This is a genomic window from Actinomycetospora aurantiaca, assembly GCF_037401875.1.
Lineage (GTDB): Bacteria > Actinomycetota > Actinomycetes > Mycobacteriales > Pseudonocardiaceae > Actinomycetospora > Actinomycetospora aurantiaca.
Window position 1 is genome coordinate 86,436 of sequence record NZ_JBBEGN010000008.1, and the last position, 25,176, is coordinate 111,611.

Here is a 25,176-nt window from a genome sequence, read left to right on the forward strand (position 1 = left end):
TATACACGGGCGCATGCGCGTCGCTCTCGCCCAGATCCTGGCCACGGACGACCCGAAGGCGAACCTGGAGATCGTCCGTGACCACACGGCGCTCGCGGCTCAGCAGGGTGCGACGGTCGTGGTGTTCCCCGAGGCGACCATGTGCCGGTTCGGGGTCTCGCTGAAGCCGGTCGCGGAGCCGCTCGACGGGCCGTGGGCAAACGAGGTCCGGGCGATCGCCGAGCAGCACGGCGTGCTCGTCGTCGCAGGCATGTTCACCCCGACCGAGGACGGGCGCGTGACGAACACGCTGCTCGCGACGGGGCGTGGGGTCGACACCTCCTACGACAAGATCCACCTCTACGACGCCTTCGGGTTCGCCGAGTCGGACACGGTGGCGCCGGGGTCCTCGCCCGTGGTCGTGGAGGTCGACGGCGAGACGATCGGGTTGGCGGTCTGCTACGACATCCGCTTCCCGGAGCTGTTCCGTGCCCTCGCCGACCGGGGCGCGTCGACGGTGCTGCTGCCGGCGTCGTGGGGCGCAGGGCCGGGCAAGGTCGAGCAGTGGGAGCTGCTCGTGCGGGCGCGGGCGATCGACTCGACGACGTTCGTGGCGGCCTGCGACCAGGCGGACCCGCTCGCGTCCGGCGTCGACCCGGGCAAGGCCCCGCGGGGCGTGGGGCACTCGCTGCTGGCGTCGCCGTTCGGCGTCGTGGTCGAGTCGTTGGAGGCCGACCCGGGGCTGCTCGTGGTGGACGTGGACACCGCGTCGGTCGCTCGGACGCGCGAGGTGCTGCCGGTCCTGGCGAACCGTCGGATGTGACGGCCGTCGTGCCACGATGATCGGCATGGCGAAGGTGCGCAGTGTCGACCGGGTGGCCGAGGCGCTGGTCGCGCACGGGATGGGCGGTCGGTCGCGGGAGCTCCCGGAGTCGACGCGGACCGCGGCCGAGGCGGGGGCGGCACTCGGGTGCGAGGTCGGCCAGATCGTCAAGTCGCTGGTGTTCCGGGTCCCGTCGACGGACGCCGCGGTACTGGTGCTGGCCTCGGGGTCGACGCGGGTCGACGTCGGGAAGCTGTCCGCCGTCGTGGGCGAGCCGGTGGAGCAGGCGTCGGGCGCCTTCGTGCGCGAACGGACCGGGTTCGCGATCGGGGGCGTGGCGCCCGTCGGCCTGGTCGCGCCGGTGACGACCTACATCGAGCGCGGCGTCCTCGCCTGGGACCGCGTCTGGGCAGCGGCCGGCTCGCCGCGGACGGTCTTCGACGCCCTGCCGTCCGGACTCGTGGAGGCGACGGGCGGCGAGGTCGTGGACGTCGCGGAGTGAGCGCTGGGTTGTACGGAGCGTGACTCGCGAGTGCGGGACATGCCCGAGAACCGATTCCGATGGAATCGGTTCTCGCGCAGTGGTCGCGGCGGCATGGCCCTGACCAAGATCAGGAGTACATCAGGCATCTCTCGAGCCCGATCGGCGTGGTTCATGTAGCTCTCGCTGCGGGAGCGGCCGCCGGCCCCACGCCGATTGCTACACGAGGCAGCTCCGGAGTGCTGCCGGCATGACCCATGTAGCACTCACCGCTGCGGCGGGAGCTTCCTGACGACGAGCGCAATCGCCTCCTCCGCCTTCGCGCACGGATCCTCGGTAGCCGACGGCGGCTTGTGCCCCGTCCAGTCGACCTCAAGCGCCTGCCGGTCACTGACGCCGACAGTGACGGTGCAGGTGTTGACGTCGAAGGATGTCCGTTGCCGCACAGCCGGGAAGTTCCCAACCGCGACCGACTCGAAGATCGGCGTTGGCCGAGCTCGATACGAATCCACCAACAAGTCTCGACCTATATCGACGGTCACCGTCAGACGGTCGTCAGTCGTCGACGTCCACGCGCACGCGACGGCCCCGAGATTCGAGCGTTGGCGGCCGGGCGCCAAGAAGTTCATGGACCGGAGCTCAGAGGCGCTCAAAGTCGAGGTGCACGGCGACGTCGCCAAGCCCGAGACGTCGGCAGGACTCGGCACTATCGGTGCGCCAAAGCGTGAGGGAGGGGTCGTCGATGCCGTGCTCGGCACGGCGTTCGGCTCCGATGCACCAGTGCAGCCGCTCAGCGCGAAGCCGATCAGCACGATGACGGCGAGCTCAAGTCCTCTGAGCGCCATCTATCCCAGCTCGAGTCGCCGCTTCCACGCCCTGGTAGGACACGAGTTCAGCTCGGAGCGCTCCGATCAGCTCGTCCAGTCGACGAACTCCTCCGTCGAGCGCGTGGAGCAGAGATCCCGAGCCGCCGACGGCCACGAGACCAAGGACCTTTGCGGCGTCCCGGCTGACCTCGTCAGAGACGCCAGGGTCAACCCGCCCGAGTCGGAAGGCTTCCTGCCGAAGTTCCTCGAGCTTCTCGCGAGCGTCGACGAGATCCCGAAGCACCAGGGGCGCCGCAGTGAGGTCGACGAAGAACGACTCCCCGCCGCCGACGGTCGGCATCGCCTGGCGGGGGATCACCTGGCCGTTCGCGAGGACCGTCGGGTCCGACGCCTGCGGGGCGGGTGTGGGGATCGCGGACACGCCACGCGGGGGCTCGGAGTACAAGCCGGGCGGGACGGGCGAGCTCACCCGGCCCACGCTAGCCAGGCGAACCCGCCGTCGGGAACGGAACGGGAGAACTCACCGCAGCAGTCCCGCGACGTCGCCGGCGGCGAGCAGCATCGTGAGGACCGGGACGACGCCGGTCGCGGGGATCCGGAAGGTGCGGCCGTCCTGCTCGACGACGCGGGCGGCGGTCAGGGCGCGCAGGTGGTGGTAGACCTGCCCCGTCGAGGACAGCTCCGCCGCCTCCTGCAGTTCCGCCGCCGAGGCCGGGCCCGTCAACAGCCGGCGGACCAGCGCGAGCCGGACGGTGTGGCCGAGGGCGGCCAGCACCTCCGCCGTCGGGACGGCCGGGAGGTCGAGGACCGCGGCCGGGGAGAAGCCGATCCGCCACGACACCTCCCCGTCGAGCCGGACCGCCCCCTCGTAGCCGACGGACCCCGAGTCGTCCACGGGATCGACGGCCACCGGCGCCGATTCCAGCGCGGCGACCCGGGCCTCGAGGTCGGCCAGGCGGTCCTCGACGCTCACGCGACGCACACCAGCCGGTCGAGGACCTCTGGCGACGTGAGGGCGCCGAGCACCAGGTTCTGCTGACCCGGGACCTGCTCGCCCACCGGAGGTGTCAGCGGCAGATCGCCGGCCAGGACCACCGCGTAGCCGACCGACCCGTCGTCGCGACGCAGGAAGCCGCCGAAGGTCAGCACGTTCACGAAGTTCCCGCTCTTGAACCCGATCGTGCCGTTCGGCGTCGGCCCCTGCCACGTCAGGTGCCGGGCCGCGATGTCGGCGCCCGGGACGGTGCCGGACGCGATCGCCCGGTGCACGCCGAGCAGCTGGGCCGCCGTGCCCTGCGAGTTCGTCGCCGACCAGGCCTGGGCGTCCGCGACGAAACGGGCCGGGTCCTGGGCCGCGGCCGCGGCGAGGCGCTGCTCGACGTCGGCGTGGAACGCCGGGTCGTCGGCGACCCGCCGTCCGAGCTGGGCGTCGACCTGCGCCAGCTGCAGCCGGGTCGCCCCCGCGGGGGCCAGCGAGGGCATCGCGAGTCGGGCCGCGGCACCGGCGTAGTTCGGCAGGTCGACGTCGTCCCAGCCCGTCGACGCGGCCGCCCGGAGGGCGTCGTCGCCGAGCCGCGCCCGCAGCCAGTCGGGGGCGGCGTTGTCGCTGTCCTGGATCATCGCCGACACCAGCTGGTCGACGCTGTAGTCGGGCCCGGGCCCGAGCCGCTGCACCGCCAGCGGGTGCACGCCGCCGTCGGTCCCGGCCACGTACCAGCGCTCCCAGTCGGCCCGGCTGACGCGCTCGTCGGGTCGGATGCGCCCGTCGGCCACCGCTGCCGCGTACGCCGTCAGGTGCACCACCTTCACCGCGGACGCCAGCACGAAGGGCCGCGTCGCCTCGTGCGAGACGACCCGCCCGCGCCCGTCGTCCACGACCAGCCCCACCGTGCCCGGCTGGTTCGCGATCCGGGAGAGCCATCCGGCGGGCTTCGTCAGGTCCGTCGAGGTCGGCGGGGTGCACCCGGCCGGGCGCGGCGGGTTCGGCGGCAGCGCCTGCGCCCGCGGGGCCTCCGCCGGCCCGCCGCACGCGAGCAGCGTCAGACCCACGACCATCGCGATTACGAGAATCCGGAATCTCGACATGACGGAGAAAGTAGCAGGCGTCGCCCACTGTTCGCCTCCTCGACGGCGTGGAGCGTCCGCCCGCCGGGCAGCAGGACCCCATGGCGTTCACGTGGATCCGCGGCCGGCTCGTGGTGGTCGGCTACCAGCCCGACGGCGACTCGGTGCGCTTCGTGCCCGACGACCTCGAGACGGTGCGCGGCCTCGAGAACGGCGACCGCGTGGAGCCCGGCGAGCGTGACGGCAGCCTCCAGCTCCGCCTCGACGCCATCGACTCGCCGGAGACGCACTACCAGGACGAGGCCCAGCCCCTCGCGGACGAGGCACGGGACACCCTGCTCGCGGCCGTCGGCTTCTCCGACGTGGCCTACGACGACGGCGGGACGGTCACCTCGTCCACGCCGGAGTCGGTGCCGGCCGCGATCTGCGCGGCCCTGGTCGAGGTCAACGGCCGTCCGGTCGCGCTGCTCGTCACCGGGGACGCCGTCACGAGCCACGCGGACGGCGACGAGGTCGACCCGGCCACGGTGGTCGACGCGTCGGTCAACGCGGTACAGACCAGCAACGGCCGCGCGTACCTGACCCTGTACACCTCGACCCCCGAACCGGTCCGCGCCCGCTTCCTCGAGCTCGCGGCCGCCGCGACCGGCGCCGGCAGCGTCTGGGCCGCCGACCGGTCCGGCGGCTTCACCCTCGCGACCCAGGCCGACATCGGCCCGGAGGGCCAGCTGATCCTCCCGAAGCTGTTCCGTCGCGCCACCGACTACCTGCGTGCCGACTCCGAGCGCACCTTCGTCGAGTGGGTGAAGGCCCAGGGCGCCGACAACGACCCCGTCGAGGTGGCCGGGCAGCGCACGAACCTCGCGGAGCTGCTCACCGAGGACGGCGACCGGGTGTCGTTGACGGTGCCGCTCGCCGACCTGGTGTTCGTCGAGGACTGAGGAGGGACTACCCCGCCCGCAGCGCCGTCACCATCGCCTCGACCGCGATCTGCGGCTTCACGTTCGTCTCCAGCGCCTCCCGGCAGGCGAGCACGGCCTCCAGGCGGCGCAGCGCCGACTCGCGGGATCCGTCGCGGGCGGCGTTCTCCACCTCGATCGCCCGGTCGGGGTGGGTGGCGGTGACCTCGGCGCCGAAGCCGCGCACGAGGACGTCGCGGTAGTAGCCCGCCAGGTCGATCAGGGCCCGGTCGAGCGAGTCGCGCTTCGTGCGGGTCTGACGCTGCTTCTGCTGCTTCTCCAGTTCCTTCTCCGCCGCCTTGGCCGCCCGCTGGGCCTGGGCGACGCCCTTGCCGGTGCCGCCCGCGCCCATCGAGACGGCGAGCTCCTCGCGCTCGGCCTCGTCGCGCTCGCCGGTGAGCGCGACGACCTCGGCCTCGGCGGCGGCCATCATGTCGTCGGCCGCCGCGAACACCTCGGCGGCGCTGCGCAGCGACCGGGGCACGGCGAGGACCGCCTCCCGGCGTTGCCGGGCGTTCTCGTCGCGGGCGAGCCGGCGGGCGCGGCCGATGTGCCCGCCGCAGACGCTCGCGGCCCACGACGCGGTCGGCGCGTCGATCCCGTCCCGCTCCTGGAGCACGGCGGCGATCGCCGAGGTCTGCGGCGATCGCAGCCGCAGGGGCCGGCAGCGGGAGCGGATCGTGACGCTGACGTCGTCGGGGTGCTCGCTGGGCGCGCAGAGCAGGAACACGGTGCGTTCGTTCGGCTCCTCGACCGCCTTGAGCACGGCGTTCGACGCCTGCTCGGTCATGCGGTCGGCGTCCTCGATCAGCACGACCTGCCAGCGCGCCGTGGTGGGCATCCGCGCGGCCCGCTCGATCACCGCCCGCATCTCCTTGACGCCGAGCGAGAGCCCCTCGGTGGCCACCTCGTGCACGTCGGCGTGCGTCCCCGCCATCACCGTGCGGCAGACCTGGCACGCGTCGCAGCCGCCGCGCGGGCACTGCAGCGCCGCCGCGAACGCCCGCGCCGCGACCGACCGGCCCGATCCGGGCGGCCCGGTGAACAACCAGGCGTGGGTCATCCCGCCGGCCCGCCGCGGCTCGTCGTCGGGAGCGTCGGTGGTGAAGCGGACGTGCGCCGCGTGCTCGGCCGCGGCCTGCAGCTCGGCGACCGCCTCCGGCTGACCCACCACCTGCGACCACACGCTCACGGACCCGATGATGCCCGAGACCCCCGACAGCCTCCGCTCAGAGGGCCAGGGCCAGCGCGAACACCGCGATCAGCACCGCGACCAGCACGATCAGCGGCGCGCCCAGGCGCACCCCGCCGAGGACGCCTCCCCCGGACCGCCGCCCGGGAGGCCGGACCCCCGGACGCCACTCGCCGAACTGCGCCCGGAACTCGGCCTCCTCGCGACGCTCCCGCCGCCACGCGGACTCCTCGCGGGGAGCGGGCACGGGCGCCGAAGTGTCCGTGTACTCCGGCGGCAGCACCCGCTGCCGCCGGACCGGTCGCGGCGGCGGGACCTCGCGACCGAGCGGGCGCAGGGCCCGCTCGCGGTCGTCGTCCATCCAGCGCGTGATCCCGTCCCGGTCGGTCGGCCCTGGCGGCAGGCGCAGGTCGGAGGCGGCCGCCGGCGCGACCGTCGGGTCGTCCCCACGCCGCCCCGGACCGGTGCCGTCCGGACCGGACAGCGCGTCGCCGTCCCCCCGCTCGTCCATGGAGCGACTGTCACACGAACGGGCGTCCTCGGCCACCGCGCGAGCCCGCGAGGCTGGGCCGCGTGGATCCCCGGGAGTGCTTCGACGGCCTCGTGACGACGCTGCGGGACCGCCCCGGCGTCGAGCCCCCCGACCCGGCGGGGCGCGGATTCGGCGCCGGCGCCCTGCGCGTGCGCGGCTCGATCTTCGCGATGGTGCAGGACGAGGCCCTCGTCGTGAAGCTGCCGGCGCCGCGGGTCCGGGAGCTGATCGACGCCGGGACCGGCCGGCCGTTCGGTCCGCGGCCGATGCGGGAGTGGGTCGCCGTCCCCGAGGTCTCACCCGGGGGATGGCTCGACCTCGCGGAGGAGGCGCTGGCGTTCGTCGGGCGCGCGTGAGAGCCGCCCGGAACGGGCAGGAACCCGACATGGGACTGAACTACCGCAAGAAGCGTCGCCTCGGTCCGCTGCCGATCTGGCGCAACGTCTCGCGCTCGGATGCCGGCAAGACGGTGTCGTACTCGTTCAAGCTCGGTCCGTTCACCTGGAACAGCCGGACGAAGAAGAGCACCGTCGACCTGCCGGGCGGCTACTCCTACACCAAGGACTGACTCACTCGCAGGCGACGCCGTCGCCGTCGCGGTCCAGCTTGGCGGAGTAGCCGGCCTGCCCGCGGTACAGCGGGGCCGCGCCCGCGGCCTTCGCCGCGCTGCAGTTGGCGTAGGAGGCCGCCGCCGGATTCGGCGCGGCCGCCACCGGCCGGGGGGCAGGCTTCGGCGCGGCGACCGGCTTCGGTGCGGGCTTCGGCTTCGGGTTCCCGACGACCGGTGCGGGCTGCGGGCTGTTCGGGGCGGTCGTCGTCCCGCCGCAGGTGCGGCCGTTGCCGTCGAGGGAGCGCAGGCGGGCCTGCACGGACGCGGACGCGTCGTTGCGGCCCTTGGTGTAGATCGCGGTGTGGTCGGCGCGGACCATCGTCTCGGCGAGGTCGCCGCCCGCGTAGGAGACGTAGCGCAGCTGGCGGTCGTAGCGGTCGCGGTCCACGCCGGGCTCGGCGGTGAGGCGGACGGTCTGCCCGAGGATCGCGTCCTCGGCGGCGCGGGTGGCCTTCCGGCCGCCGACGGTGGGGGCCTCGCAGGAGTCGATCCCCAGCACCCGCACCTCGGTGCCACCGCTGACGACGAAGGTGTCGCCGTCGATGACGCGGGTGACCGTGGCGCTCGACGTGGCGCCGGCCCCCGGGGTCGCGTCGTCCGCGACGGGCGAGGCCGACGCCTCGCTGGTGGGCACCGAACCCGACGAGCCCGACGAGCCGGACGGGCGCACCGCGGTCTGCGGGTCGCACCCGGCGAGCAGCAGGACGGCCGTGACGGCCCCGGCGACGAGCGCGACGATGCGCACCGGTTCCCCCCGATCTCGTCCGTACGCCCCGCGCGTCTCGGACGAACGGGCTATCGGCGGCCCGGATCTTGGCGTTACGCCAACCCGACGACCCGCAGCGCGTGGTCGACGAGCTCCGCGATCCGCCGCTCGTCGGGAGGTGGCGCCTCCGGGTGGAACATCGCGTGGTCGAGCTCCGCCCCGAAGAGCAGGAACGCGAGGTCGGCCGCCGTCCGCTCCGGGTCGGTGACGTCGACGAGGCCCCGCTGCGCCAACCGTCCGAGACCCGTCGCGACGGTCTGCAGGGTCGCCCCGGGGGCCCTCCGGTGGTACTCGGCCGCGAGGTCGGGGAACCGCCCCGCCTCCGTGACCACGAGCCGGCGTACCGCGAGCACGCCCGGGGCGAGGACGGCCGCGGTCCACCGGTGGGCCAGGAGCCGCAGCGCCGGGCCCACGTCCTCGCGCCGCTCGACCGCCTCGAGCGTGGCCGTGAGTTCCGCGCCGTACGCCTCCGCGGTCGCGGTCACCCCGAGCACGACCGCCGCGAAGAGCCGGCGCTTGTCGCCGAACTGGTTGTAGACGGTCTGCTTCGAGACGGCGGCCGCGGCGGCGATCCGGTCCGTGCCCGTCGCCTGGAACCCGTGGGCGAGGAAGAGCTCCGTGGCCGCCCGGACGATCGCGACGCGGGACGGCTCCGCGCGACGTTCCTCGCCCGCGGTCGACTCGATCCGCACGATCAGCTCATCCACTGGACCGGACGGTACTGCGCTCAGTACTGTCCGGTCCAGTCGAGTACCGATCAGTCCAGAGGGGTCCACGATGGCCGACACCCGCCCGACCGGACCGTCGGGCAGCCCGCTCGTGGGTCGCGGCGACGCCGACATGCACGCCGCCGTCACCCGGTCGCTGCTCGGCTACGGACTCCTCGCCGGGCCGCTCTACGTGGTCTCCGCCCTGGTCCAGGGCCTCGTGCGCGACGGGTTCGACCTCACCCGCCACGACGTCTCCCTGCTCGCCAACGGCCCGGGCGGCTGGGTGCAGATCGCGACGTTCGTCGTGTGCGGGCTCATGACGATCGCCGCCGGGGTGGGCATGCACCGGTCGCTGCGGGTCCTCGACGGCGGGCGGCGGGCCTGGAGCGGGTGGCTCGTCGTCGGGTACGGGATCGGGCTGGTCGGCGCGGGCGCGTTCGTCGCCGACCCGATCAACGGGTTCCCCCCGGGCGCGCCCGAGGGCGGTGTCGAGGTACCGTCGATCGGCGGCCTCGGCCACATCGCCTTCGCCGGCCTCGGCTTCCTGTGCCTGATCGTCGCCTGCTTCGTCGTGCCCACGTCCCGGCCGTGGTTCGGGCGGGTCACCGGGATCGTGTTCCTGATCGGCTTCGCGGGCGTGACGACGGGCTCGTCGTCACCCGTCGTCGTGATCGGCTTCTGGGTCGCCGTGATCCTGGCGTGGACCTGGCTCGCCGTCACGAGCTTGGAGCTCTACCGGCGGACGCCGTTGCTGACGCCCGCCGGGGTGAGCTGATCAGGTCGTCGGCGACTTCCGGGTGGTCGTCCGCTTCGCCGGCGCCTTCTTGGCGGCGGTCGACTTGGAGGCCGTCGACTTGGAGGCCGTCGACTTCGCCGTCGACTTCTTGGGCGCCGGGCCCTTCGCCCGCTTCTCGGCGAGGAGCTCGGCGGCCCGCTCGTCGGTGAGCGTCTCGACCGAGTCGCCCTTGCGCAGCGAGGCGTTGTAGCCGGTGCCGTCGGTGACGTACGGGCCGAAGCGGCCGTCCTTGACCACCATCGGCTCGCCCGAGACCGGGTCCTTGCCCAGCTCCTTGAGCGGCGGCTTCGCTGCGGCCCGACCCCGCTGCTTCGGCTGCGCGAAGATCTTCTGCGCCTCCTCGAGCGTGACCGTGAAGAGCTTGTCCTCGCTGTCGAGCGACCGCGAGTCCTTGTCCTTCTTGATGTACGGCCCGTAGCGCCCGTTCTGCGCAGTGATCTCGACCCCGGTCTCCGGGTCCTTCCCGACGACGCGCGGGAGGCTCAGGAGCTTCCGCGCGTCGTCGAGCGTGATCTCTGCCAGCGTCATCGACTTGAACAGCGAGCCGGTGCGCGGCTTGGACTTGTCACCCTCGGGCAGCGTCTCGGTGACGTACGGCCCGAACCGGCCCTCCTTGGCGAGGATCTCGTGGCCGGTCTCCGGGTCCGTCCCCAGCGAACGACCCTCCTGCGGGGTGGCGAAGAGCTGCTCGGCGAGCGCGAGGTCGAGCTCGTCCGGCGGGAGGTCCTCGGGCAGGTTCGCCCGCTGGTTCTTCTCCTCACCGTCCTCGGTGATCGTCCGCTCGAGGTAGGGCCCGTAGCGCCCGACCCGGACGACGATGTCGCGCCCCTGCTCGTCGGTGACGATCGGCAGCGAGTTGATCTCGCGGGCGTCGATCCCCTCGAGGTTGTCGCCGACGAGCTTCTTCAGGCCGCCGTCGCGGGCCATCGCGCCCTCGACGCCGCCGTCGGACGCGGTCTCGCCCCCGAAGTAGAAGTGCGAGAGCCACGTCTGCCGCTGCGCGTTGCCGGCCGCGATGGAGTCCAGTTCGTCCTCGAGGGTCGCGGTGAAGTCGTAGTCGACCAGCCGCCCGAAGTGCTTCTCCATCAGCCCGACGACGGCGAACGCGATCCAGCTGGGGACGAGCGCGCTGCCCTTCTTCCAGACGTAGCCGCGCTCCTGGATGGTGTTGATGATCGACGCGTACGTCGACGGGCGGCCGATGCCGCGCTCCTCCAGGGTCTTGACCAGGCTCGCCTCGGTGTAGCGGGCGGGCGGGCTGGTCGCGTGGCCGGACGGGTCGAGCTCGTCGGCCGTGAGGCCCTGGCCCTCCTCCAGACGCGGCAGCCGGGACTCGGCGTCGTCGGCCTGGCCGCCCTCGAGCTCGTCCACGGTCTCGACGTAGGCCCGCAGGAAGCCGGGGAAGGTGATGGTCCGACCCGACGTCGTGAAGGTGCAGGCCTCGCCGGTCGCGGCGGTGGCCTCGATGCGCACGGTCATGGTCGTGCCACGGGCGTCCCGCATCTGGCTCGCGATCGTCCGCTGCCAGATCAGCTCGTAGAGGCGGAACTCGTCGCCGCCGAGCTCGCCCGCGACCTGACCGGGCGTCCGGAAGGTGTCCCCCGCGGGCCGGATGGCCTCGTGGGCCTCCTGGGCGTTCTTCACCTTGCGCGTGTACTGCCGCGGCTGCTCCGCGACGTTCTCGGCGCCGTACAGGTCGCGCGCCTGGCTGCGCGCGGCGTTGATCGCGGTCTCCGACAGCGTCGTGGAGTCCGTGCGCATGTAGGTGATGTAGCCGTTCTCGTACAGCCGCTGGGCGGTGCGCATCGTCCGCTCGGACGAGAAGCGCAGCTTGCGGCCGCCCTCCTGCTGGAGGGTCGAGGTCATGAACGGCGCGTACGGCTTGCGGGTGTAGGGCTTCTCCTCGACCGAGGCGACCGAGTAGTCGCTGGAGCCGAGGGCCTCGGCCAGCCGGTTCGCCCCCGCCTCGTCGAGCCGGACCACGTCGTCGTTCTTGAGCTGCCCGCGGGCGTCGAAGTCGCGGCCCGTGGCCACCCGCTGGTCGCCGATCTTCGTCAGCCCGGCCTTGAAGGTCTGCGGGTTGGCCTGGTCGCCCGCGCCGGTGTTGAGCTGCGCGTCGATGCCCCAGTAGCCGGCGGACACGAACGCCATCCGCTCGCGCTCGCGCTCGACGATCACGCGGGTCGCCACCGACTGCACGCGGCCCGCCGAGAGCTTCGGCATGACCTTCTTCCACAGCACGGGGCTGACCTCGTAGCCGTAGAGACGGTCGAGGATGCGGCGGGTCTCCTGCGCGTCGACGAGGTCGTGGTCGAGCTCGCGCGGGTTCGCGGCGGCGGCCCGGATGGCCGACTCGGTGATCTCGTGGAACACCATGCGCCGGACCGGGACCTTCGGCTTCAGGGTCTCCAGCAGGTGCCAGGCGATCGCCTCGCCCTCGCGGTCGCCGTCCGTCGCGAGGTAGAGCTCGTCGACCTCCTTGAGGGCGTCGCGGAGCTCGGTGACCGTGGACTTCTTGTCCGGCGTGACGACGTAGAGCGGCTCGAAGGAGTTGTCGACGTCGACCCCGAGCCGGGCCCAGCTCTCGCCCTTGTACTTGGCGGGCACGTCGGCGGCGCCGCGCGGCAGGTCGCGGATGTGGCCGCGGCTGGACTCGACGATGTAGCTCGAGCCCAGGTAGTCGGCGATCTTGCGGGCCTTCGCCGGCGACTCCACGATCACCAGCCGGCGGCTGCCGTCACCGGCCGGCGTGGCCGTGCCGTTGCCGTTCTTGCGCCCGCCGCCCTTGGACGTGGTCTTGGACGTGCTCTTGCGCGTGCTCGACGTCCGGGCGCGCTGGGTCGGCGCGGTGGCCTCCTCGACCGTCGCCGCGTCCGCCGTTGCGGTCGCGCTCCGTGTCGACCTCGTGCCCGCCGAACCAGCCGCTGCCCCTCGCGCTGCCACCAGTCATGCCTCGTCTCGTCGCGTCGTGACGTCCCGTCCTCGGGCCCGTCACTCGCCGCCAGTGTGCCTCACGGCGTCTCCCGTGCCATCGAGAACGTCACACGCATCGCTGTCGTTCCCGATCCACCCACCGATTCCCGCTGGTCACGGCATTGACCCCGAGAGTCGATCCGGCCACACCCCGTCGTGGAGCGCTCGTGGCCTGCCCCCGACCAGCTCGGCGAGCCGACGCTGCCGCGCCCGCCCCACGATCCGGACGACGGGTGCGTCGGCGTCCTCGGCGAGGGTGGCGCCGAGGCCCGCCCGCTGACACGCCGTGAGCAGGGGCTCGTGGGTGGTCGGGGCGGACGGGTCGAGACCGAGAGTGTAGGCACGGCCGCTCCACCGTCCGGCGGCCAGGACCCACAGCCGGAGGCGGGGCCCGTCCAGATGGAGGGCGTCCGGGGCGTGCTTGGCCTCGGTGTGCCACTGCTGTGCCAGGGGCAGCAGATCGGCCCGGAAGGCGCTGCGGACGACCGGACGGCCGTCGGGGGCCCGTTCCACCTCCGCCGGGACGCCGCGGCCCCGGAAGGCGCAGCAGAGGGCGTGCGCGCGCCACTCGGCCTCCGGGTCCGTGACCGACGGCGGCTCCGGTGCCGGCGCCGGGGGCGGCGGCCCGGGCTCCGCGTCGGCGGGCGGGCCGTCGTCGCGGACGGGGAGGTCGTCGTCGGGGATCTCGTCGACGCCCTCCTCCCAGGTGCGCTGATCGACGAGCACCGTCGGCGGCGGCGGGGGCTCGTCGGGGACCGAGGGTGCCGGCTCGACCGGCACCGGCTCGTCGGGGACCGAGGGTGCCGGCTCGACCGGCACCGGCTCGTCGTCGGGAAGATCCTCGGGTTCGGGCGGCGGTGCCCCGAGGACGATGGTGAGGCGCGCCGCCGTCCCGCGGCCGAACAGCGACATCTCCCCGCCGGCGCAGAGCACGCCCTCGAGGTCGGTGATCGCGCGCGGCAGGGCGTCCGCCGAGTAGAACGACATCTGCCCCACGCGCGCGCACTCTAGAACATGCGTTCGAAGCAGCACCGAGTGCGACACGGCGCAGCTTCCGTCGTCCCGGAACCTGCCAGGTGTCGCACTCGGGGCGGCGACCTCCGGACAGCACGAAGGGCGCCGTCCGGAGCGGACGACGCCCTTCGCGGGGTGGAGCTGCTACACCGAGGCCGGAGCCGGCGCGTCGGTGTTGGAGTCCGCGATCGCCGTCGAGCGGCGCTTCGAGACGTAGATCGCCACCGCGATGCCGATGACGGCCACCACCGCGATGATGATCCGCACCGTCGGGTTGGCACCCGGGCCGATCGAGAGCGTGACCACGGCCGGCGCGATCAGCACCGACACCAGGTTCATGACCTTGATCAGCGGGTTGATCGACGGGCCGGCGGTGTCCTTGAACGGGTCACCGACGGTGTCACCGATGATCGTGGCCTCGTGGGCCTCGGACCCCTTGCCGCCGTGGTTGCCGTCCTCGACCAGCTTCTTCGCGTTGTCCCAGGCACCGCCCGAGTTCGCGAGGAAGACCGCCATGAGCGTGCCCGCGGCGATCGCGCCGCCGAGGTAGCCGGCGAGCGGGCCGACGCCGAGGCCGAAGCCGACGGCGATCGGGGCGAGGATGGCGAGCAGACCCGGCGTCGCGAGCTCGCGCAGCGCGTCGCGGGTGCACAGGTCGACCACGCGCCCGTACTCCGGGCGGCCGGTGCCCTCCATGATCCCGGGGATCGTGGCGAACTGGCGGCGCACCTCGAACACGACGGCGCCCGCGGCGCGGGACACCGCGTTGACCGCGAGGCCGGAGAAGAGGAACACCACGGCTGCACCGAGGATGACCCCGACGAGCAGGTTCGGGTTGGTGATGTTGTACAGGTCGGTGAGCTGCTCGCCCACCGACTCGTAGGCCTGGCGGATCGCGTCGTTGTACGAGCCGAACAGCGCCGTGGCGGCGAGGACGGCGGTCGCGATCGCGATGCCCTTGGTGATGGCCTTGGTCGTGTTCCCCACCGCGTCGAGCTCGGTGAGGATCTCGGCGCCGGGGCCCTCGACGTCGCCGGACATCTCGGCGATGCCCTGGGCGTTGTCCGAGACCGGCCCGAAGGTGTCCATGGCGACGATGACGCCGACCGTGGTCAGCAGGCCGGTGCCGGCGAGCGCGACCGCGAACAGCGCCACGATCACCGAGCCGGACAGCAGGAAGGCGCCGTAGACGGCCGCGCCGATGACGATGGCCGTGTAGACCGCCGACTCGAAGCCGACCGAGATGCCGGCGAGGATGACGGTCGCCGCGCCGGTGAGCGAGGAGCGGCCGACGTCCTTGACCGGGGCGTCCTCGGTGCCGGTGTAGTAGCCGGTCAGCGCGAGGATGATGATCGCCAGCACGATGCCGATCGCGACGGCGATGGCCGCGATGAGCGCCGGGTTGCCGGCGCCCGCGAGGTCGCCGACCGACGCGGCGTTGACGCCGGGCAGCTCGGTGAAGCTCGTGGGCAGGTAGACGAACGCCGCGACGATCGTCAGGACCAGCGAGATCCCCGCGGAGATGTAGAAGCTGCGGTTGATCGCCTTGAGGGCGTTCTCGCCCTCGCGGGTGCGCGTGATGAACACGCCGACGATCGCGGTGAGCACGCCGATGGCCGGGACGATCAGCGGGTAGGTCAGGCCGAGGGTGCCGAACGCGACCGAGCCGAGGATCAGCGCGGCGACCAGGGTCACCGCGTAGGACTCGAACAGGTCGGCGGCCATGCCGGCGCAGTCCCCGACGTTGTCGCCCACGTTGTCGGCGATCGTCGCGGCGTTGCGGGGGTCGTCCTCCGGGATGCCCTGCTCGACCTTGCCGACCAGGTCGGCGCCGACGTCCGCGGCCTTGGTGAAGATGCCGCCGCCGACACGCATGAACATGGCGAGCAGGGCGGCGCCGAGGCCGAAGCCCTCCAGGATGCGGGGCGCCTCCTCGACGAAGATCAGCACGACGACCGCCGCGCCGAGCAGCCCGAGGCCCACGGTCGCCATGCCGACGACGCCGCCGGTGCGGAACGCGATGCGCGCCCCGTCGTCCCGGCCGCCGGGGCGGGTGGACGCCGCGGCCACGCGGATGTTGGCCTTCGTCGCGAGGTTCATGCCCAGGCCACCGATGGCCATGGAGAACAGCGCGCCGACGACGAAGGCGACCGAGCGGGCGATCCGCTCGACCCAGCCGGTGGCCGGCAGCGCGAGCAGCACGAGGAACACGATGACGATGAACGGCGCCAGCGTGCGGAACTGCCGCTGGAGGAACGCCTGCGCGCCCTCCTGGACGGCGCGACCGATGTCGCGCATGTTCTGGGTGCCCTCGTCGGCGGCGAGTACCTGCTGACGGAGCACGACGCCGATGGCGAGGGCGATGAGCGCGATCACCGCGACCACGCTCACCACGACGTATTCGCTCGAGGAGAATTCGACCCCTTGAGCGAGGACGGACGCTTGCATCCAGCCTCCCGGTTGGAACGGATCGACCGCGACGGGAGGCCTTCTGGCGGCGTCCACGGCGCACAGTGATCGCCCCTTCGCGCGATGCGCACGAAGTGGCAGGGGTCGCAGTGTATGGGTGCCCTCCGACACAGGCTGCGGCGCGGTTCCCGATCAAGCTGTGACGTGCACTTCTTTCCCTCCGACGACGGGCTGTCGGGCCCGTGTGCTCCACTCGGTGGCGTGACCGGTGTGGGGGCGCTCGAGCGGGCGTCGGGCATTCCCGACGACGACGGGCGCGGCACCACCCTGCTGCGGCGCGTCCTCGCCGGGACCCCGCAGGGCGAGGCCCCGCTGACCCACGCCGAGGTGGTCCCCGCGCGGGAGGGCCGCCGGTCGCCGTGGCCCGGATGGGTCCCCGACGAGCTCCGTGCCCGGCTCGTGGCGCGCGGCATCCCGTCGCCGTGGGGGCACCAGGCCGAGGCCGCCGAGCACGCCTGGGCGGGGCGGCACGTGGTCGTCTCCACCGGCACGGCCTCGGGGAAGTCGCTGGCCTACCAGCTCCCGGTGGTCGCGGCGCTCACGGCCGACGCGCGGGCGACCGCGCTCTACCTGTCCCCGACGAAGGCCCTCGGCGCGGACCAGCTGCGCGCCGCCCGGTCGCTCGACCCGGGCGGGGCGGAGGGGCTGCGCGCGTCGTCCTACGACGGCGACACCCCGATCGCCGAGCGCGACGCGATCCGCCGCTCCGCGCGCTGGATCTTCACCAACCCGGACATGCTGCACCGCGGGGTGCTGCCCCGGCACGGGCGCTGGACGACGTTCCTGCGCCGGCTGCGGTACGTGGTGATCGACGAGGCGCACGCCTACCGCGGGGTGTTCGGGTCCCACGTGGCGCTGCTGCTGCGGCGGCTCCGGCGCATCTGCGCGCGGTACGGCGCGCACCCGGTGTTCGTGCTGGCCTCGGCGACCATGTCGGACCCGGCCACGTCGGCAGGGGCGCTCACCGGGCTCGACGTCGTCGGGGTCACCGAGGACTGCTCACCGCGCGGGGCGCGTGCGGTCGGATTGTGGGAGCCGCCGCTGCTGGAGGAGGTCACCGGGGAGAACGGCGCCCCGGTGCGCCGATCGGCGGGCGCGGAGACCTCGCGGATCCTGGCGGACCTCGTCGTGGAGGGCGCGCGGTCGCTGGCGTTCGTGCGCTCGCGGCGGGGGGCGGAGCTGACCGCGCTCGGGGCCCGGCGGGTGCTCGCGGAGGTCGACCCGGACCTGGCGCGGCGGGTCGCGGCCTACCGGGCCGGGTTCCTGCCCGAGGAGCGCCGGGCGCTGGAGGAGTCGCTGCTGACCGGGGAGCTACGCGGCGTCGCCACCACGAACGCGCTGGAGCTGGGCATCGACATCGCCGGGCTGGACGCCGTGGTGGTGGCGGGGTTCCCGGGGACGCGGGCGTCGTTCTGGCAGCAGGCGGGCCGGGCCGGGCGGTCCGGCGACGACGCCCTGGTGCTGCTGGTGGCCCGGGACGACCCGCTGGACACGTTCCTCGTGCACCACCCCGCCGCCCTGCTGGGCGCCCCGCTGGAGCGCTGCGTGCTCGACCCGACGAACCCGTACGTGCTGGCCCCGCACCTCGCGTGCGCGGCGAGCGAGATGCCGCTGACCGCCGCCGACGTGGCGGAGGTGTTCCCGGGCTCGGACGCGGTGCTGCACGACCTGGTGGCCGAGGGCCTGCTGCGGCACCGCCGCGGCGGCTGGTTCTGGGCGTTGCCCACCGAGACCCCGCACCACGGGGTGGACATCCGCGGGTCGGGCGGCGAGCAGGTGGTGATCGTGGAGGCCGACACCGGGCGCCTGCTCGGCACGGTGGACCCCGGCGCGGCGCACTCGACGGTGCACGAGGGCGCGGTGCACCTGCACCAGGGCGTGAGCTACGTCGTCGACTCCCTCGACCTGGAGGAGAACGTCGCCCACGTCCACGCGGAGGAGCCGGAGTGGACGACGCAGGCCCGGTCGGTCACCGACATCGCGGTGGTGGAGACCGAGCGGTGCGAGTCCTACGGGACGCCGTGCGCCGACGGCCCGGAGCTGCAGGTGTGCCTGGGCAGCGTCGAGGTGACCGAACAGGTCGTCGGCTACCTGCGGAAGATGCCGTCCGGGCAGGTCGTCGAGCAGGTGCCGCTCGACCTGCCGGAGCGGAGCCTCGCCACCCGGGCGGTCTGGTACACGCTCTCCGAGAACCTGCTCGCCGGCATCGGGATCGAGCCCGCCCGCGTGCCGGGCTCGCTGCACGCCGCCGAGCACGCCGCGATCGGGCTGCTGCCGCTGATCGCGACGTGCGACCGGTGGGACATCGGCGGCGTGTCCACGGCGTTGCACCCGGACACCGGGCGCCCCACGGTGTTCGTCCACGACGGGCACCCTGGCGGCGCCGGCTTCGCCGATCGGGCGCACGAGGTGATGTCGGTGTGGCTGGCCGCGACCCGCGACGCGATCGCCGGCTGCGAGTGCCCCTCGGGGTGCCCGTCCTGCGTGCAGTCGCCCAAGTGCGGCAACGGGAACGACCCGCTGGACAAGGCCGGCGCCGTGGCGGTCCTGACGGCAGTGCTGGCGCGGCTGGGGTGAGTGGGGTCCACCGCGGGCCGGGGTTCGGGGCTCCCGGCCCGCGGGGAGGTCTGTCACGCCGCAGGGCGGGGAGGGTCTCTCGACCCGCCCTGCGGCGCTGCCTCGGGCGGCGGTGGGCGCACGGTGCGCGCTCCGGGTCTCCTGACGACCGGGGTCGTGGTCGTCGGGAGGCGGGCGCCGCGTCGTGTCCGACCGGCGCCCACCGCCGCGGGTGGGCCGGACCGCTCCGACGTCCCCTCGCGGGCAGCAGCGGGGCAGCGCGCTCCGCGGGACGTCGTCGGCGGTCCAGGCCGACCCGAGTCTGCAGTTGTGGTGGTGGTGCTGGGTGGTGCTCGGTGGTGCTGGTGGCTACGAGCGGATGCCCGTGGCGACCGATGCCAGGCGGTAGGTCGAGCTGCCGCCGAGCCCGCGGTGCGGGCGCTCGCGAACGGCCTCGGCCATCGCGTCCTGGACGCTGTAGGGGTCGGGCAGGCGCCAGCCGCACGCGGCCGGGCGGACCCGCCAGTGGATGGAGCCCTGCGGGAACGTGGACGGCGGCGCGGCGAGGTACGACCCCCGGCCGTGGAGCGCCGTCCCCGGGCGGCCCGCCAGGTCGGGACGCAGCGGCTCGCCGGGCAGCACGGGGAAGAGCCACTCACCGGTCGGCGTGGCCGCGATCGCGACCGGCTCCCCGACCGCCCGCAGCGCCGCCGCCGCACGGCGCCCGATGCTGGCCGGCACCTCGATCACGTCGAACGTGATGCCGGTCGGCAGCAGGATCGAGTACGGCAGGCCGGACCACCAGTCGGCGATCTGCGCGACGTCCGTCGTCGCCTTCGCCGCCCAGTCGTCGAGCACCGGCGTGGGACCCGCCTGCGGGGCGTCCGCGCGCCCCGTCCAGACCTCGCCCTGGGGGAAGGTGCCCGGGACCACCGCCCAGCCGTGGTCGGCGAGCACCATCGCCTCGGCGCGGAGCTCGGTGCCGTAGACGGCGCGGTAGCTGTCCCACCACTGCATGCGGGTCCTCCCGGTACTGGTCCACCCCGTGCGGTGTTCCTCCCCCAGTAACGGCACGTTCCCGCCCGATTTCCACCCGTCGTCGCCCATCGGACGCGGTGGAACGCCGAGCGCCCTCCCCGGCACCGTCGAGCGGGCGAACGCGCGTTCGGCGCGCGGTCGTCGCACCACTCGTCCCGGGTGCACCATCCGTGTCGCCGCTCGGCGGGGGCTCCGAGCCGCTCGTCGGGGGAGGACACGGTCGGGTGACGATCGGTGACCGCGCCTCGGCCGATTCAACCCATGACCTTCACCACAGGACCCGCCCGGGCGCGGACGGTGGCCGTGTCGGCGACCGGCAGACATCCGCAGCTCACGGCCACCTCGACCGTCAGGTCCCACCCGATCCAGGCGCAGTCGCGGAGCTCGCCGCCGTTGCGGGCCGCGAGGTCCTGCGCGGTCGCACAGCCCACGTCCCGGCCCCGCACCGCGTCCGCCGCTCCGGCGAGGGCGGCCAGGTCCGCCGCGACCGCCGCCCGGTGGCGGGCGGCCACCGCTGACCCGAGCACGAGCAGGGTCCCCAGCAGCATCGCGAGCAGGCCGATCGCCGCGGCCGCCACCACCGTCGCGGCGCCCCGGTCGTCGGCGAGCGGGCCGGTCACGGCGGGAGCTCCTCGGGCGGCCCGGCCGGACGCGGTACGGCGGGGACCTCGGGGCCGGGCTCCCCTCCGGCGTCCGTCTCGTCGGGCGCGCCGTCGGCCGGAGCGGCGGTCGGGCCGGCGACCGCCGGTTCCCGGGCCGCGACGGCCTCCGCCGAGACCCGGAAACCGGGCAGGGCGCCGCCGAGCGGCGGCACCCGCACCCGGACCCGCACCAGGTCGCCCTCCGCGACCACCTCCACGTCCGTCCCGGCCGGGAGCCCCTCGGCGAGGCCCCGGGCGCCGACGAGGTCGTCCCGCGCGGCGCGGCGCGCGGCCTCGCCCGCGGCGTCCACGCAGCGGATCCGGGCCAGCACCGCTCCGAGCCCGCCGAGGACGACGGCGAACACCAGCACGAGCGCCCCGAGCGCGATCGCCGCCTCGACCGTCGCCATCCCCCGGTCGTCCGCGATCAGCCCCCGGCCGGGGCGAGGGCGCGTTCGATCAGGCCGGTCAGCGCGTCCAGCACGCCGGGACCGTTGACGATGACGATCAGCAGCCCCGCGAAGGCGGCCGCCGCCACGAGGCCGACGGCGTACTCGACCGTCGACATCCCGTCGTCCGAGCGGGCGAGGGCCGTGAGGCGGGCGGTCAGCAGGGCGATCGCGGTCGTCGGGTTCTCCATCGTGGTCTCCTTCCGTCCCGGGCCCCGGGTGGGCACCGGTGGTCACGTCCGCTCCAGGAGCGGGCTCGCCAGCCCGATGACGACCGGGGCGATCCCCAGCGCCAGGAAGGCCGGCAGGAAGCACAGGCCGAGCGGACCCGCGACGAGTACGCCCGCCCGCTCGGCCCGGGCGGCGACCGCCTCGGCGGCCTCGGCCCGCACGTCGGCCGCCACGGTGGCGGCCACCTCCGCGACCGCCGCACCGCTGCGGGCCGACCGGCGCGCGGCCCGGGCGAGCCGGGCGGTCGAGGGCTCGTCGAGGGCGGGCGCCCAGGCGTCGGCGGGGTCGGCGCCGAGCGCGATCAGGTCGGCGACGCGGACCAGGGCGCGGGCCGTGGCCGCCGGGGCCGACTCGGCGACGGCCCGGACCGCGACGTCGAGCGACAACCCGGACCGCAGACAGGCCGCGAGCTCGTCCCACGCGCCCGCCTCCCGCCACGGGTCCCGCCGCTCCCGCGGGGAACCGGCCGGACGGGCCGGTGCGGCCGCCGCGTCCGGTCTCCCGAGGCGCCGCACGGCCTCGACCGGACCCGGCAGGACCAGCAGGGCCACGGCCAGGAGCGCGACCGCCGCCGCCACCGCGGTCACCGGACGACCCGGGCGGTGAGGTGGGCGCTCCACTCCAGACCGGCCGCGACGAGCACCGCGCCCGCCACGAGGAGCCCCTGACCGAGCCCGGAGCCGGTGAGCACGGCCCACGGGCGCGCACCCATGAGCTGACCGAGGAGCAGCCCGACGACCGGGAGCCCCGCCAGCACCGACGCGGTGGTGCGCGGCCCGGCGAGGTGGGCCGCCAGCCGGCCGTCGAAGCGTCCACGGGCCCGCAGGTCCTCCGCCACGGCCTCCGCCAGCCCCGCGAGGCCGATGCCGTGCCGCTCGGCCAGCGACCAGGCGTCCGCGAGCCGCCGGACGTGGCCCCCGGCCAGCGCGTCGCCCTCCGCGTGGGCGCGCAGCGCCGTCGGCACGTCACCGCCGAGCCGGGCGGTCGCCTCCACGAGTGTCAGCGCCCGCGTGCAGACCGGGTGGGCGTCGCGCGACGCCGCCGCCGCGGCGGACGCGGGCGGGTGCCCGGCGCGCAGCTCGGCGGCGAACCCGGCGAGTCCGTCGGCGAGCCCCGCGACCGCGGCTCTCCGGTCGGCGTCGCGGCGCCGTGCCCGCCGGGCCCGCAGCAGCACCGCGCCGACGACACCCGCGGCCACCGCTCCCCCGGGGCCCGCCACGAGCCCGGCCCCCGCCAGGGCGCCGACGACGGCCAGCACGACCGGTGGTCGTCGCCACGGGCGCCCGGCCCGACCACCCGGGCCGCCGACCACGCCCAGGCCACGCACCCGCGCCGGGGCGGGCGCGGCCGGCCACAGGGCGAGTGCCGCCGAGCCCGCCAGGAGGGCCGCCACGGCACTCATGCCGGCACCGCCCGCAGGTCGGCGACGCCGCCACGCAGGCGCGGCACCGCGGGCTCCGTCGTCCCGGTCGGCTCCGGGGACCGTGCGGACACCGCACGCCCGGTCCCCGGCCACGGCGCCGCGACGCCCCGCTCGGCCAGCATCGCGCCGAGGTCGGCGCGCCCGGGGGCCCAGCCCTCCTCGCGGGACCACGCCGGGACCACCACCACCTCGGCGCCGCTGCGCCGCAGCACCCCGACCGCCTCGAGCACCCGCCGTCCGTCGGGCAGCCGACGCACGTGCAGCACCACCTGCACGGCGGCCGCGGTCTGGCTGTGCAGCGCCGCAGGTGCCATGCCACCCAGCGCCGCGAGGGCCTCGAGCCGGGCCGGGACCTCCCGGGGCGAGTTCGCGTGCACCGTGCCCGCCCCGCCGTCGTGCCCGGTGTTCAGGGCGGCCAGCAGCTCGCAGACCTCGGCGCCCCGGACCTCGCCCACCACCAGGCGGTCCGGGCGCATCCGCAGTGCCTGCCGCACCAGGTCGCGCAGCAGGACCGTGCCCGCGCCCTCGACGTTGGCCGGACGGGACACGAGCCGCACCACGTGCGGGTGCGCCGGGCGCAGCTCCTCGGCGTCCTCCACCACGACGATGCGCTCGGCCGCCGGGACCCGGGCCAGCAGGGCGGACAGCACGGTCGTCTTCCCCGACCCGGTGCCGCCGACCACCAGGAACGCCAGCCGCGCCTCGACCACCGCCTCCAGCAGTGCCCGGCCCGTCTCGTCGACGGTGCCGCCGGCCTGCAGCGCGTCGAGGTCGTGGCTCGCCGGGCGCAGCACCCGCAGCGACACGCACGTGCCGTCCGCGGCCACCGGCGGCAGCACCGCGTGCAGCCGCACCCCGCTGCCCGGCAGCCGCGCGTCGACGTACGGGCTCGCGTCGTCCAGCCGCCGCCCGGCCGCGGCGGCCAGCCGCTGCGCCAGCCGCCGCACGGCGTCCTCGTCGGCGAACGCCACGTCCGCCCGCTCGAGCCCCGCCCCACGGTCGACCCACACGGCGTCGGGCGCGGTCACGAGCACGTCCGAGGTCGCCGGGTCGCGCAGCAACGGCTCCAACGGCCCCGCGCCCACGAACTCCCGCTGCAGCGTGCGCACCGCGGCCAGCACGTCCGCGTCGCCCACCACCCCGCGTGCCTCGGCGCGCACCGCCGCCGCGAGCTCCCCCACCCCGGCCTCGCCGCCCGCCGCGGCGATCCGCGCCCGGACCCGTCCCACCAGGTCCGGCACCCCGCCGTCGTGACCCGCCATCCCACCCACCTCCCCGCGCCGCCCGTCCACGTGATCGACGCTGCCCGACCAGCCGCGAGGTCGGCCAGCACGCCACCCGGACCTGTGGACAACCCCGGCCCGCACTGCCACTGGGGACAACTCGCTGCTCCGGACGCCACGGCCGGCGCGCACGCCGACGACCCGGCTCCCCCAGGGGAAGCCGGGTCGCGGGGTCCGGACGCCTACGCCGCCAGTGGCCGTCCCGACCGCCCCGTGGGTCCGGCGCGCCCGGTGACGGCGTCCACGGCGTCCAGCACCGCGCTCGCCGCGTCCGCCAGCGGCCCGCGCCGCACGCCGGGCACGGTGCCGCGGTCCATCGCCGCGGCGAGGCCGGGCTCGGCGTCCACCGCCGCGAGCACCTCCAGGCCCAGCGCCTCCCCGACGTCGGTCCCGTCCAGGCCGCCCGGCGCGGGACCCCGGACCACCACGGACACCGTCACCCCGAGGTCGGTGACCTGCTGCGCGACCCGCGACGCGGCCGCGGTGGCCCGCACCTCGGCCGGCACCACCAGCACGGTCAGGTCGGCCACCTCCAGCACCGCGGTCGCCGCCTCCGTCAGGTGCCGGGGCAGGTCGCACACCACCGTGTCCCCGGCCCGACGCCCCGCCGTGACGACGGCCACCGCCGCCTCCGGGGCGGGTCCGGGGCCGTGGCGGTCGCAGGCCAGCACGGTCAGCGGGCCGTCCGCGCTCGGCAGCGCGTCGTGCAGCGACGCCGCTGCGACCCGCCCGCCCCCGAGCGCCAGCCCCGGCCAGCGGAGCCCGTCGAGCTGCTCCGCACCCACGACGAGGTCGAGCCCGCCGCCCAGCGGGTCGCAGTCGACCAGCAGCACCCGGTCTCCCTCGTCACGGGCCCGGACCGCGATCGCGGCCGCCAGCACGGACGCACCCGCCCCGCCGCGGCCACCGAGCACGCACACCACGCGACCCGGCCCGCCGTCGGGAACCTCGCCCTCGATCTCGGAGAGCGCCGTGACCAGCCACTGCTCCCCCTCGGGGAGCGAGACCACGTGCTCCGCGCCGACGGCGACGGCCGGTTCCCAGACGCTGCCGGGCGGATCACCCCGGCACAGCACCACGACGCCGTCGCGCCGTCCGAGCCGCACGGCCGCGGCGGCGGCCGCCGCGGCGCCCCGTTCGTCCAGCAGCACCATCGGCGCGCCCGGCCACCGCCGGCGCAGCGCCGTCGCGTCGGGCACCCGTTCCAGCTCGCACCCGGCCGCGGCGGCCAGGCGGACCACCTCGTCGGTCAGGTCCTCGTCCTCGCACAGCAGCGTCACTCGTCGTCCGTCCACCCCCGCAGCGTGCGGTGATCACGACGACGACGGGTGCGCTCGCGCCGCCCCTGGGGACAGGTCCG

26 protein-coding genes are annotated in these 25,176 nt (G+C 75.0%); 7 read left to right on the plus strand and 19 right to left on the minus strand.

Annotated features, from left to right (window positions below; translation table 11 throughout):
* Nucleotides 1-13 precede the first annotated feature (13 nt).
* Nucleotides 14-802 carry a carbon-nitrogen hydrolase family protein gene (locus WCD74_RS17245; protein ID WP_337696106.1) on the plus strand — a complete coding sequence of 263 codons (789 nt, stop codon included), beginning with the start codon at nucleotides 14-16 and terminating at the stop codon, nucleotides 800-802.
* A gap of 25 nt (nucleotides 803-827) precedes the next feature.
* Nucleotides 828-1,304 (plus strand): YbaK/EbsC family protein, encoded by a 477-nt coding sequence (locus WCD74_RS17250; protein ID WP_337696107.1) that lies wholly within the window; start codon nucleotides 828-830, stop codon nucleotides 1,302-1,304.
* A gap of 245 nt (nucleotides 1,305-1,549) precedes the next feature.
* On the opposite strand, the gene WCD74_RS17255 is transcribed toward WCD74_RS17250, so the two are convergent.
* Genes WCD74_RS17255 through WCD74_RS17270 form a run of 4 tightly spaced genes read right to left on the minus strand, consistent with a single transcriptional unit; the run spans nucleotide 1,550 to nucleotide 4,165 of the window.
* Nucleotides 1,550-2,128 (minus strand): DUF3558 domain-containing protein, encoded by a 579-nt coding sequence (locus WCD74_RS17255; RefSeq protein WP_337696108.1) that lies wholly within the window; start codon nucleotides 2,126-2,128, stop codon nucleotides 1,550-1,552.
* A complete protein-coding gene (locus WCD74_RS17260; RefSeq protein WP_337696109.1) occupies nucleotides 2,109-2,579 on the minus strand; it encodes a hypothetical protein in 471 nt (156 codons plus the stop codon). The genes WCD74_RS17255 and WCD74_RS17260 overlap by 20 nt, the downstream gene beginning before the upstream one ends.
* Before the next feature lie 51 nt (nucleotides 2,580-2,630).
* Nucleotides 2,631-3,083, minus strand: coding sequence for an ArsR/SmtB family transcription factor (locus WCD74_RS17265; RefSeq protein WP_337696110.1), 453 nt, complete (start codon nucleotides 3,081-3,083; stop codon nucleotides 2,631-2,633).
* Entirely contained in the window at nucleotides 3,080-4,165 is a 1,086-nt protein-coding gene (locus tag WCD74_RS17270) for a serine hydrolase (RefSeq protein ID WP_337696111.1), read from the minus strand. Before WCD74_RS17270 ends, WCD74_RS17265 begins: the two co-directional genes overlap by 4 nt.
* Before the next feature lie 77 nt (nucleotides 4,166-4,242).
* On the opposite strand from WCD74_RS17270, the gene WCD74_RS17275 reads away from it, so the two are divergent.
* Nucleotides 4,243-5,115, plus strand: a complete 873-nt coding sequence (locus WCD74_RS17275; protein ID WP_337696112.1) for a hypothetical protein — start codon at nucleotides 4,243-4,245, stop codon at nucleotides 5,113-5,115.
* 7 nt (nucleotides 5,116-5,122) lie between these two features.
* On the opposite strand, the gene WCD74_RS17280 is transcribed toward WCD74_RS17275, so the two are convergent.
* Together WCD74_RS17280 and WCD74_RS17285 are read right to left on the minus strand one after the other, a co-directional pair.
* Nucleotides 5,123-6,325, minus strand: a complete 1,203-nt coding sequence (locus WCD74_RS17280) for a DNA polymerase III subunit delta' (protein ID WP_337696113.1) — start codon at nucleotides 6,323-6,325, stop codon at nucleotides 5,123-5,125.
* A 37-nt stretch (nucleotides 6,326-6,362) separates the two neighbouring features.
* A complete protein-coding gene (locus WCD74_RS17285) occupies nucleotides 6,363-6,836 on the minus strand; it encodes a hypothetical protein (RefSeq protein ID WP_337696114.1) in 474 nt (157 codons plus the stop codon).
* A 62-nt stretch (nucleotides 6,837-6,898) separates the two neighbouring features.
* On the opposite strand from WCD74_RS17285, the gene WCD74_RS17290 reads away from it, so the two are divergent.
* Nucleotides 6,899-7,213 (plus strand): hypothetical protein, encoded by a 315-nt coding sequence (locus WCD74_RS17290; protein ID WP_337696115.1) that lies wholly within the window; start codon nucleotides 6,899-6,901, stop codon nucleotides 7,211-7,213.
* A gap of 29 nt (nucleotides 7,214-7,242) precedes the next feature.
* The gene (locus WCD74_RS17295; RefSeq protein WP_286050519.1) at nucleotides 7,243-7,425 is read left to right on the plus strand and encodes a hypothetical protein; all 183 of its coding nucleotides are present in this window, start codon (nucleotides 7,243-7,245) and stop codon (nucleotides 7,423-7,425) included.
* A 1-nt stretch (nucleotide 7,426) separates the two neighbouring features.
* On the opposite strand, the gene WCD74_RS17300 is transcribed toward WCD74_RS17295, so the two are convergent.
* Both WCD74_RS17300 and WCD74_RS17305 read right to left on the minus strand, forming a co-directional pair.
* On the minus strand, nucleotides 7,427-8,212 hold the full coding sequence (locus tag WCD74_RS17300; protein WP_337696116.1) for an excalibur calcium-binding domain-containing protein: 786 nt from the start codon (nucleotides 8,210-8,212) through the stop codon (nucleotides 7,427-7,429).
* A 74-nt stretch (nucleotides 8,213-8,286) separates the two neighbouring features.
* Nucleotides 8,287-8,940, minus strand: a complete 654-nt coding sequence (locus WCD74_RS17305) for a TetR/AcrR family transcriptional regulator (protein WP_337696117.1) — start codon at nucleotides 8,938-8,940, stop codon at nucleotides 8,287-8,289.
* 70 nt (nucleotides 8,941-9,010) lie between these two features.
* On the opposite strand from WCD74_RS17305, the gene WCD74_RS17310 reads away from it, so the two are divergent.
* A complete protein-coding gene (locus WCD74_RS17310; RefSeq protein ID WP_337696118.1) occupies nucleotides 9,011-9,718 on the plus strand; it encodes a DUF998 domain-containing protein in 708 nt (235 codons plus the stop codon).
* On the opposite strand, the gene topA is transcribed toward WCD74_RS17310, so the two are convergent.
* The 3 genes from topA to WCD74_RS17325 all read right to left on the minus strand — a co-directional run bounded on the left by topA (nucleotide 9,719) and on the right by WCD74_RS17325 (nucleotide 16,174).
* Complete coding sequence (topA, locus tag WCD74_RS17315) at nucleotides 9,719-12,463, minus strand: type I DNA topoisomerase (RefSeq protein WP_337696259.1); 2,745 nt, start codon at nucleotides 12,461-12,463, stop codon at nucleotides 9,719-9,721.
* Nucleotides 12,464-12,826: 363 nt separating this feature from the next.
* Complete coding sequence (locus tag WCD74_RS17320) at nucleotides 12,827-13,708, minus strand: hypothetical protein (protein WP_337696119.1); 882 nt, start codon at nucleotides 13,706-13,708, stop codon at nucleotides 12,827-12,829.
* Between the two features lie 162 nt (nucleotides 13,709-13,870).
* Nucleotides 13,871-16,174, minus strand: coding sequence for a sodium-translocating pyrophosphatase (locus WCD74_RS17325; RefSeq protein ID WP_337696120.1), 2,304 nt, complete (start codon nucleotides 16,172-16,174; stop codon nucleotides 13,871-13,873).
* Between the two features lie 222 nt (nucleotides 16,175-16,396).
* Here WCD74_RS17325 and sftH point away from each other — a divergent pair, with 222 nt between their 5' ends.
* Nucleotides 16,397-18,772 carry a DEAD/DEAH box helicase gene (sftH, locus tag WCD74_RS17330; protein WP_373696094.1) on the plus strand — a complete coding sequence of 792 codons (2,376 nt, stop codon included), beginning with the start codon at nucleotides 16,397-16,399 and terminating at the stop codon, nucleotides 18,770-18,772.
* Nucleotides 18,773-19,120: 348 nt separating this feature from the next.
* Here sftH and WCD74_RS17335 read toward each other — a convergent pair whose 3' ends face one another.
* The 8 genes from WCD74_RS17335 to ssd form a co-directional block, all read right to left on the minus strand.
* A complete protein-coding gene (locus tag WCD74_RS17335) occupies nucleotides 19,121-19,768 on the minus strand; it encodes a bifunctional DNA primase/polymerase (protein WP_337696121.1) in 648 nt (215 codons plus the stop codon).
* A 275-nt stretch (nucleotides 19,769-20,043) separates the two neighbouring features.
* Nucleotides 20,044-20,409, minus strand: coding sequence for an Rv3654c family TadE-like protein (locus WCD74_RS17340; RefSeq protein WP_337696122.1), 366 nt, complete (start codon nucleotides 20,407-20,409; stop codon nucleotides 20,044-20,046).
* Complete coding sequence (locus WCD74_RS17345) at nucleotides 20,406-20,840, minus strand: TadE family type IV pilus minor pilin (RefSeq protein ID WP_337696123.1); 435 nt, start codon at nucleotides 20,838-20,840, stop codon at nucleotides 20,406-20,408. The genes WCD74_RS17340 and WCD74_RS17345 overlap by 4 nt, the downstream gene beginning before the upstream one ends.
* A 17-nt stretch (nucleotides 20,841-20,857) precedes the next feature.
* Entirely contained in the window at nucleotides 20,858-21,070 is a 213-nt protein-coding gene (locus WCD74_RS17350; RefSeq protein ID WP_337696124.1) for a DUF4244 domain-containing protein, read from the minus strand.
* Between the two features lie 42 nt (nucleotides 21,071-21,112).
* Complete coding sequence (locus tag WCD74_RS17355; RefSeq protein WP_337696125.1) at nucleotides 21,113-21,697, minus strand: type II secretion system F family protein; 585 nt, start codon at nucleotides 21,695-21,697, stop codon at nucleotides 21,113-21,115.
* Nucleotides 21,694-22,512, minus strand: coding sequence for a type II secretion system F family protein (locus tag WCD74_RS17360; RefSeq protein WP_337696126.1), 819 nt, complete (start codon nucleotides 22,510-22,512; stop codon nucleotides 21,694-21,696). Before WCD74_RS17360 ends, WCD74_RS17355 begins: the two co-directional genes overlap by 4 nt.
* On the minus strand, nucleotides 22,509-23,795 hold the full coding sequence (locus WCD74_RS17365; protein WP_337696127.1) for a TadA family conjugal transfer-associated ATPase: 1,287 nt from the start codon (nucleotides 23,793-23,795) through the stop codon (nucleotides 22,509-22,511). Before WCD74_RS17365 ends, WCD74_RS17360 begins: the two co-directional genes overlap by 4 nt.
* A 203-nt stretch (nucleotides 23,796-23,998) precedes the next feature.
* On the minus strand, nucleotides 23,999-25,111 hold the full coding sequence (gene ssd, locus WCD74_RS17370; protein WP_337696128.1) for a septum site-determining protein Ssd: 1,113 nt from the start codon (nucleotides 25,109-25,111) through the stop codon (nucleotides 23,999-24,001).
* Between the last annotated feature and the right edge of the window lie 65 nt (nucleotides 25,112-25,176).

Bases quoted from the DNA above. Each gene is read 5' to 3' on its own strand.
- WCD74_RS17350 (WP_337696124.1), bottom strand. From the start codon at position 21,070: ATGGAGAACCCGACGACCGCGATCGCCCTGCTGACCGCCCGCCTCACG.
- WCD74_RS17245 (WP_337696106.1), top strand. From the start codon at position 14: ATGCGCGTCGCTCTCGCCCAGATCCTGGCCACGGACGACCCGAAGGCG.
- WCD74_RS17325 (WP_337696120.1), bottom strand. From the start codon at position 16,174: ATGCAAGCGTCCGTCCTCGCTCAAGGGGTCGAATTCTCCTCGAGCGAA.
- WCD74_RS17310 (WP_337696118.1), top strand. From the start codon at position 9,011: ATGGCCGACACCCGCCCGACCGGACCGTCGGGCAGCCCGCTCGTGGGT.
- WCD74_RS17365 (WP_337696127.1), bottom strand. From the start codon at position 23,795: ATGGCGGGTCACGACGGCGGGGTGCCGGACCTGGTGGGACGGGTCCGG.
- WCD74_RS17360 (WP_337696126.1), bottom strand. From the start codon at position 22,512: ATGAGTGCCGTGGCGGCCCTCCTGGCGGGCTCGGCGGCACTCGCCCTG.
- WCD74_RS17295 (WP_286050519.1), top strand. From the start codon at position 7,243: ATGGGACTGAACTACCGCAAGAAGCGTCGCCTCGGTCCGCTGCCGATC.
- WCD74_RS17335 (WP_337696121.1), bottom strand. From the start codon at position 19,768: ATGCAGTGGTGGGACAGCTACCGCGCCGTCTACGGCACCGAGCTCCGC.
- WCD74_RS17250 (WP_337696107.1), top strand. From the start codon at position 828: ATGGCGAAGGTGCGCAGTGTCGACCGGGTGGCCGAGGCGCTGGTCGCG.
- WCD74_RS17255 (WP_337696108.1), bottom strand. From the start codon at position 2,128: ATGGCGCTCAGAGGACTTGAGCTCGCCGTCATCGTGCTGATCGGCTTC.
- WCD74_RS17270 (WP_337696111.1), bottom strand. From the start codon at position 4,165: ATGGTCGTGGGTCTGACGCTGCTCGCGTGCGGCGGGCCGGCGGAGGCC.
- WCD74_RS17345 (WP_337696123.1), bottom strand. From the start codon at position 20,840: ATGGCGACGGTCGAGGCGGCGATCGCGCTCGGGGCGCTCGTGCTGGTG.
- WCD74_RS17285 (WP_337696114.1), bottom strand. From the start codon at position 6,836: ATGGACGAGCGGGGGGACGGCGACGCGCTGTCCGGTCCGGACGGCACC.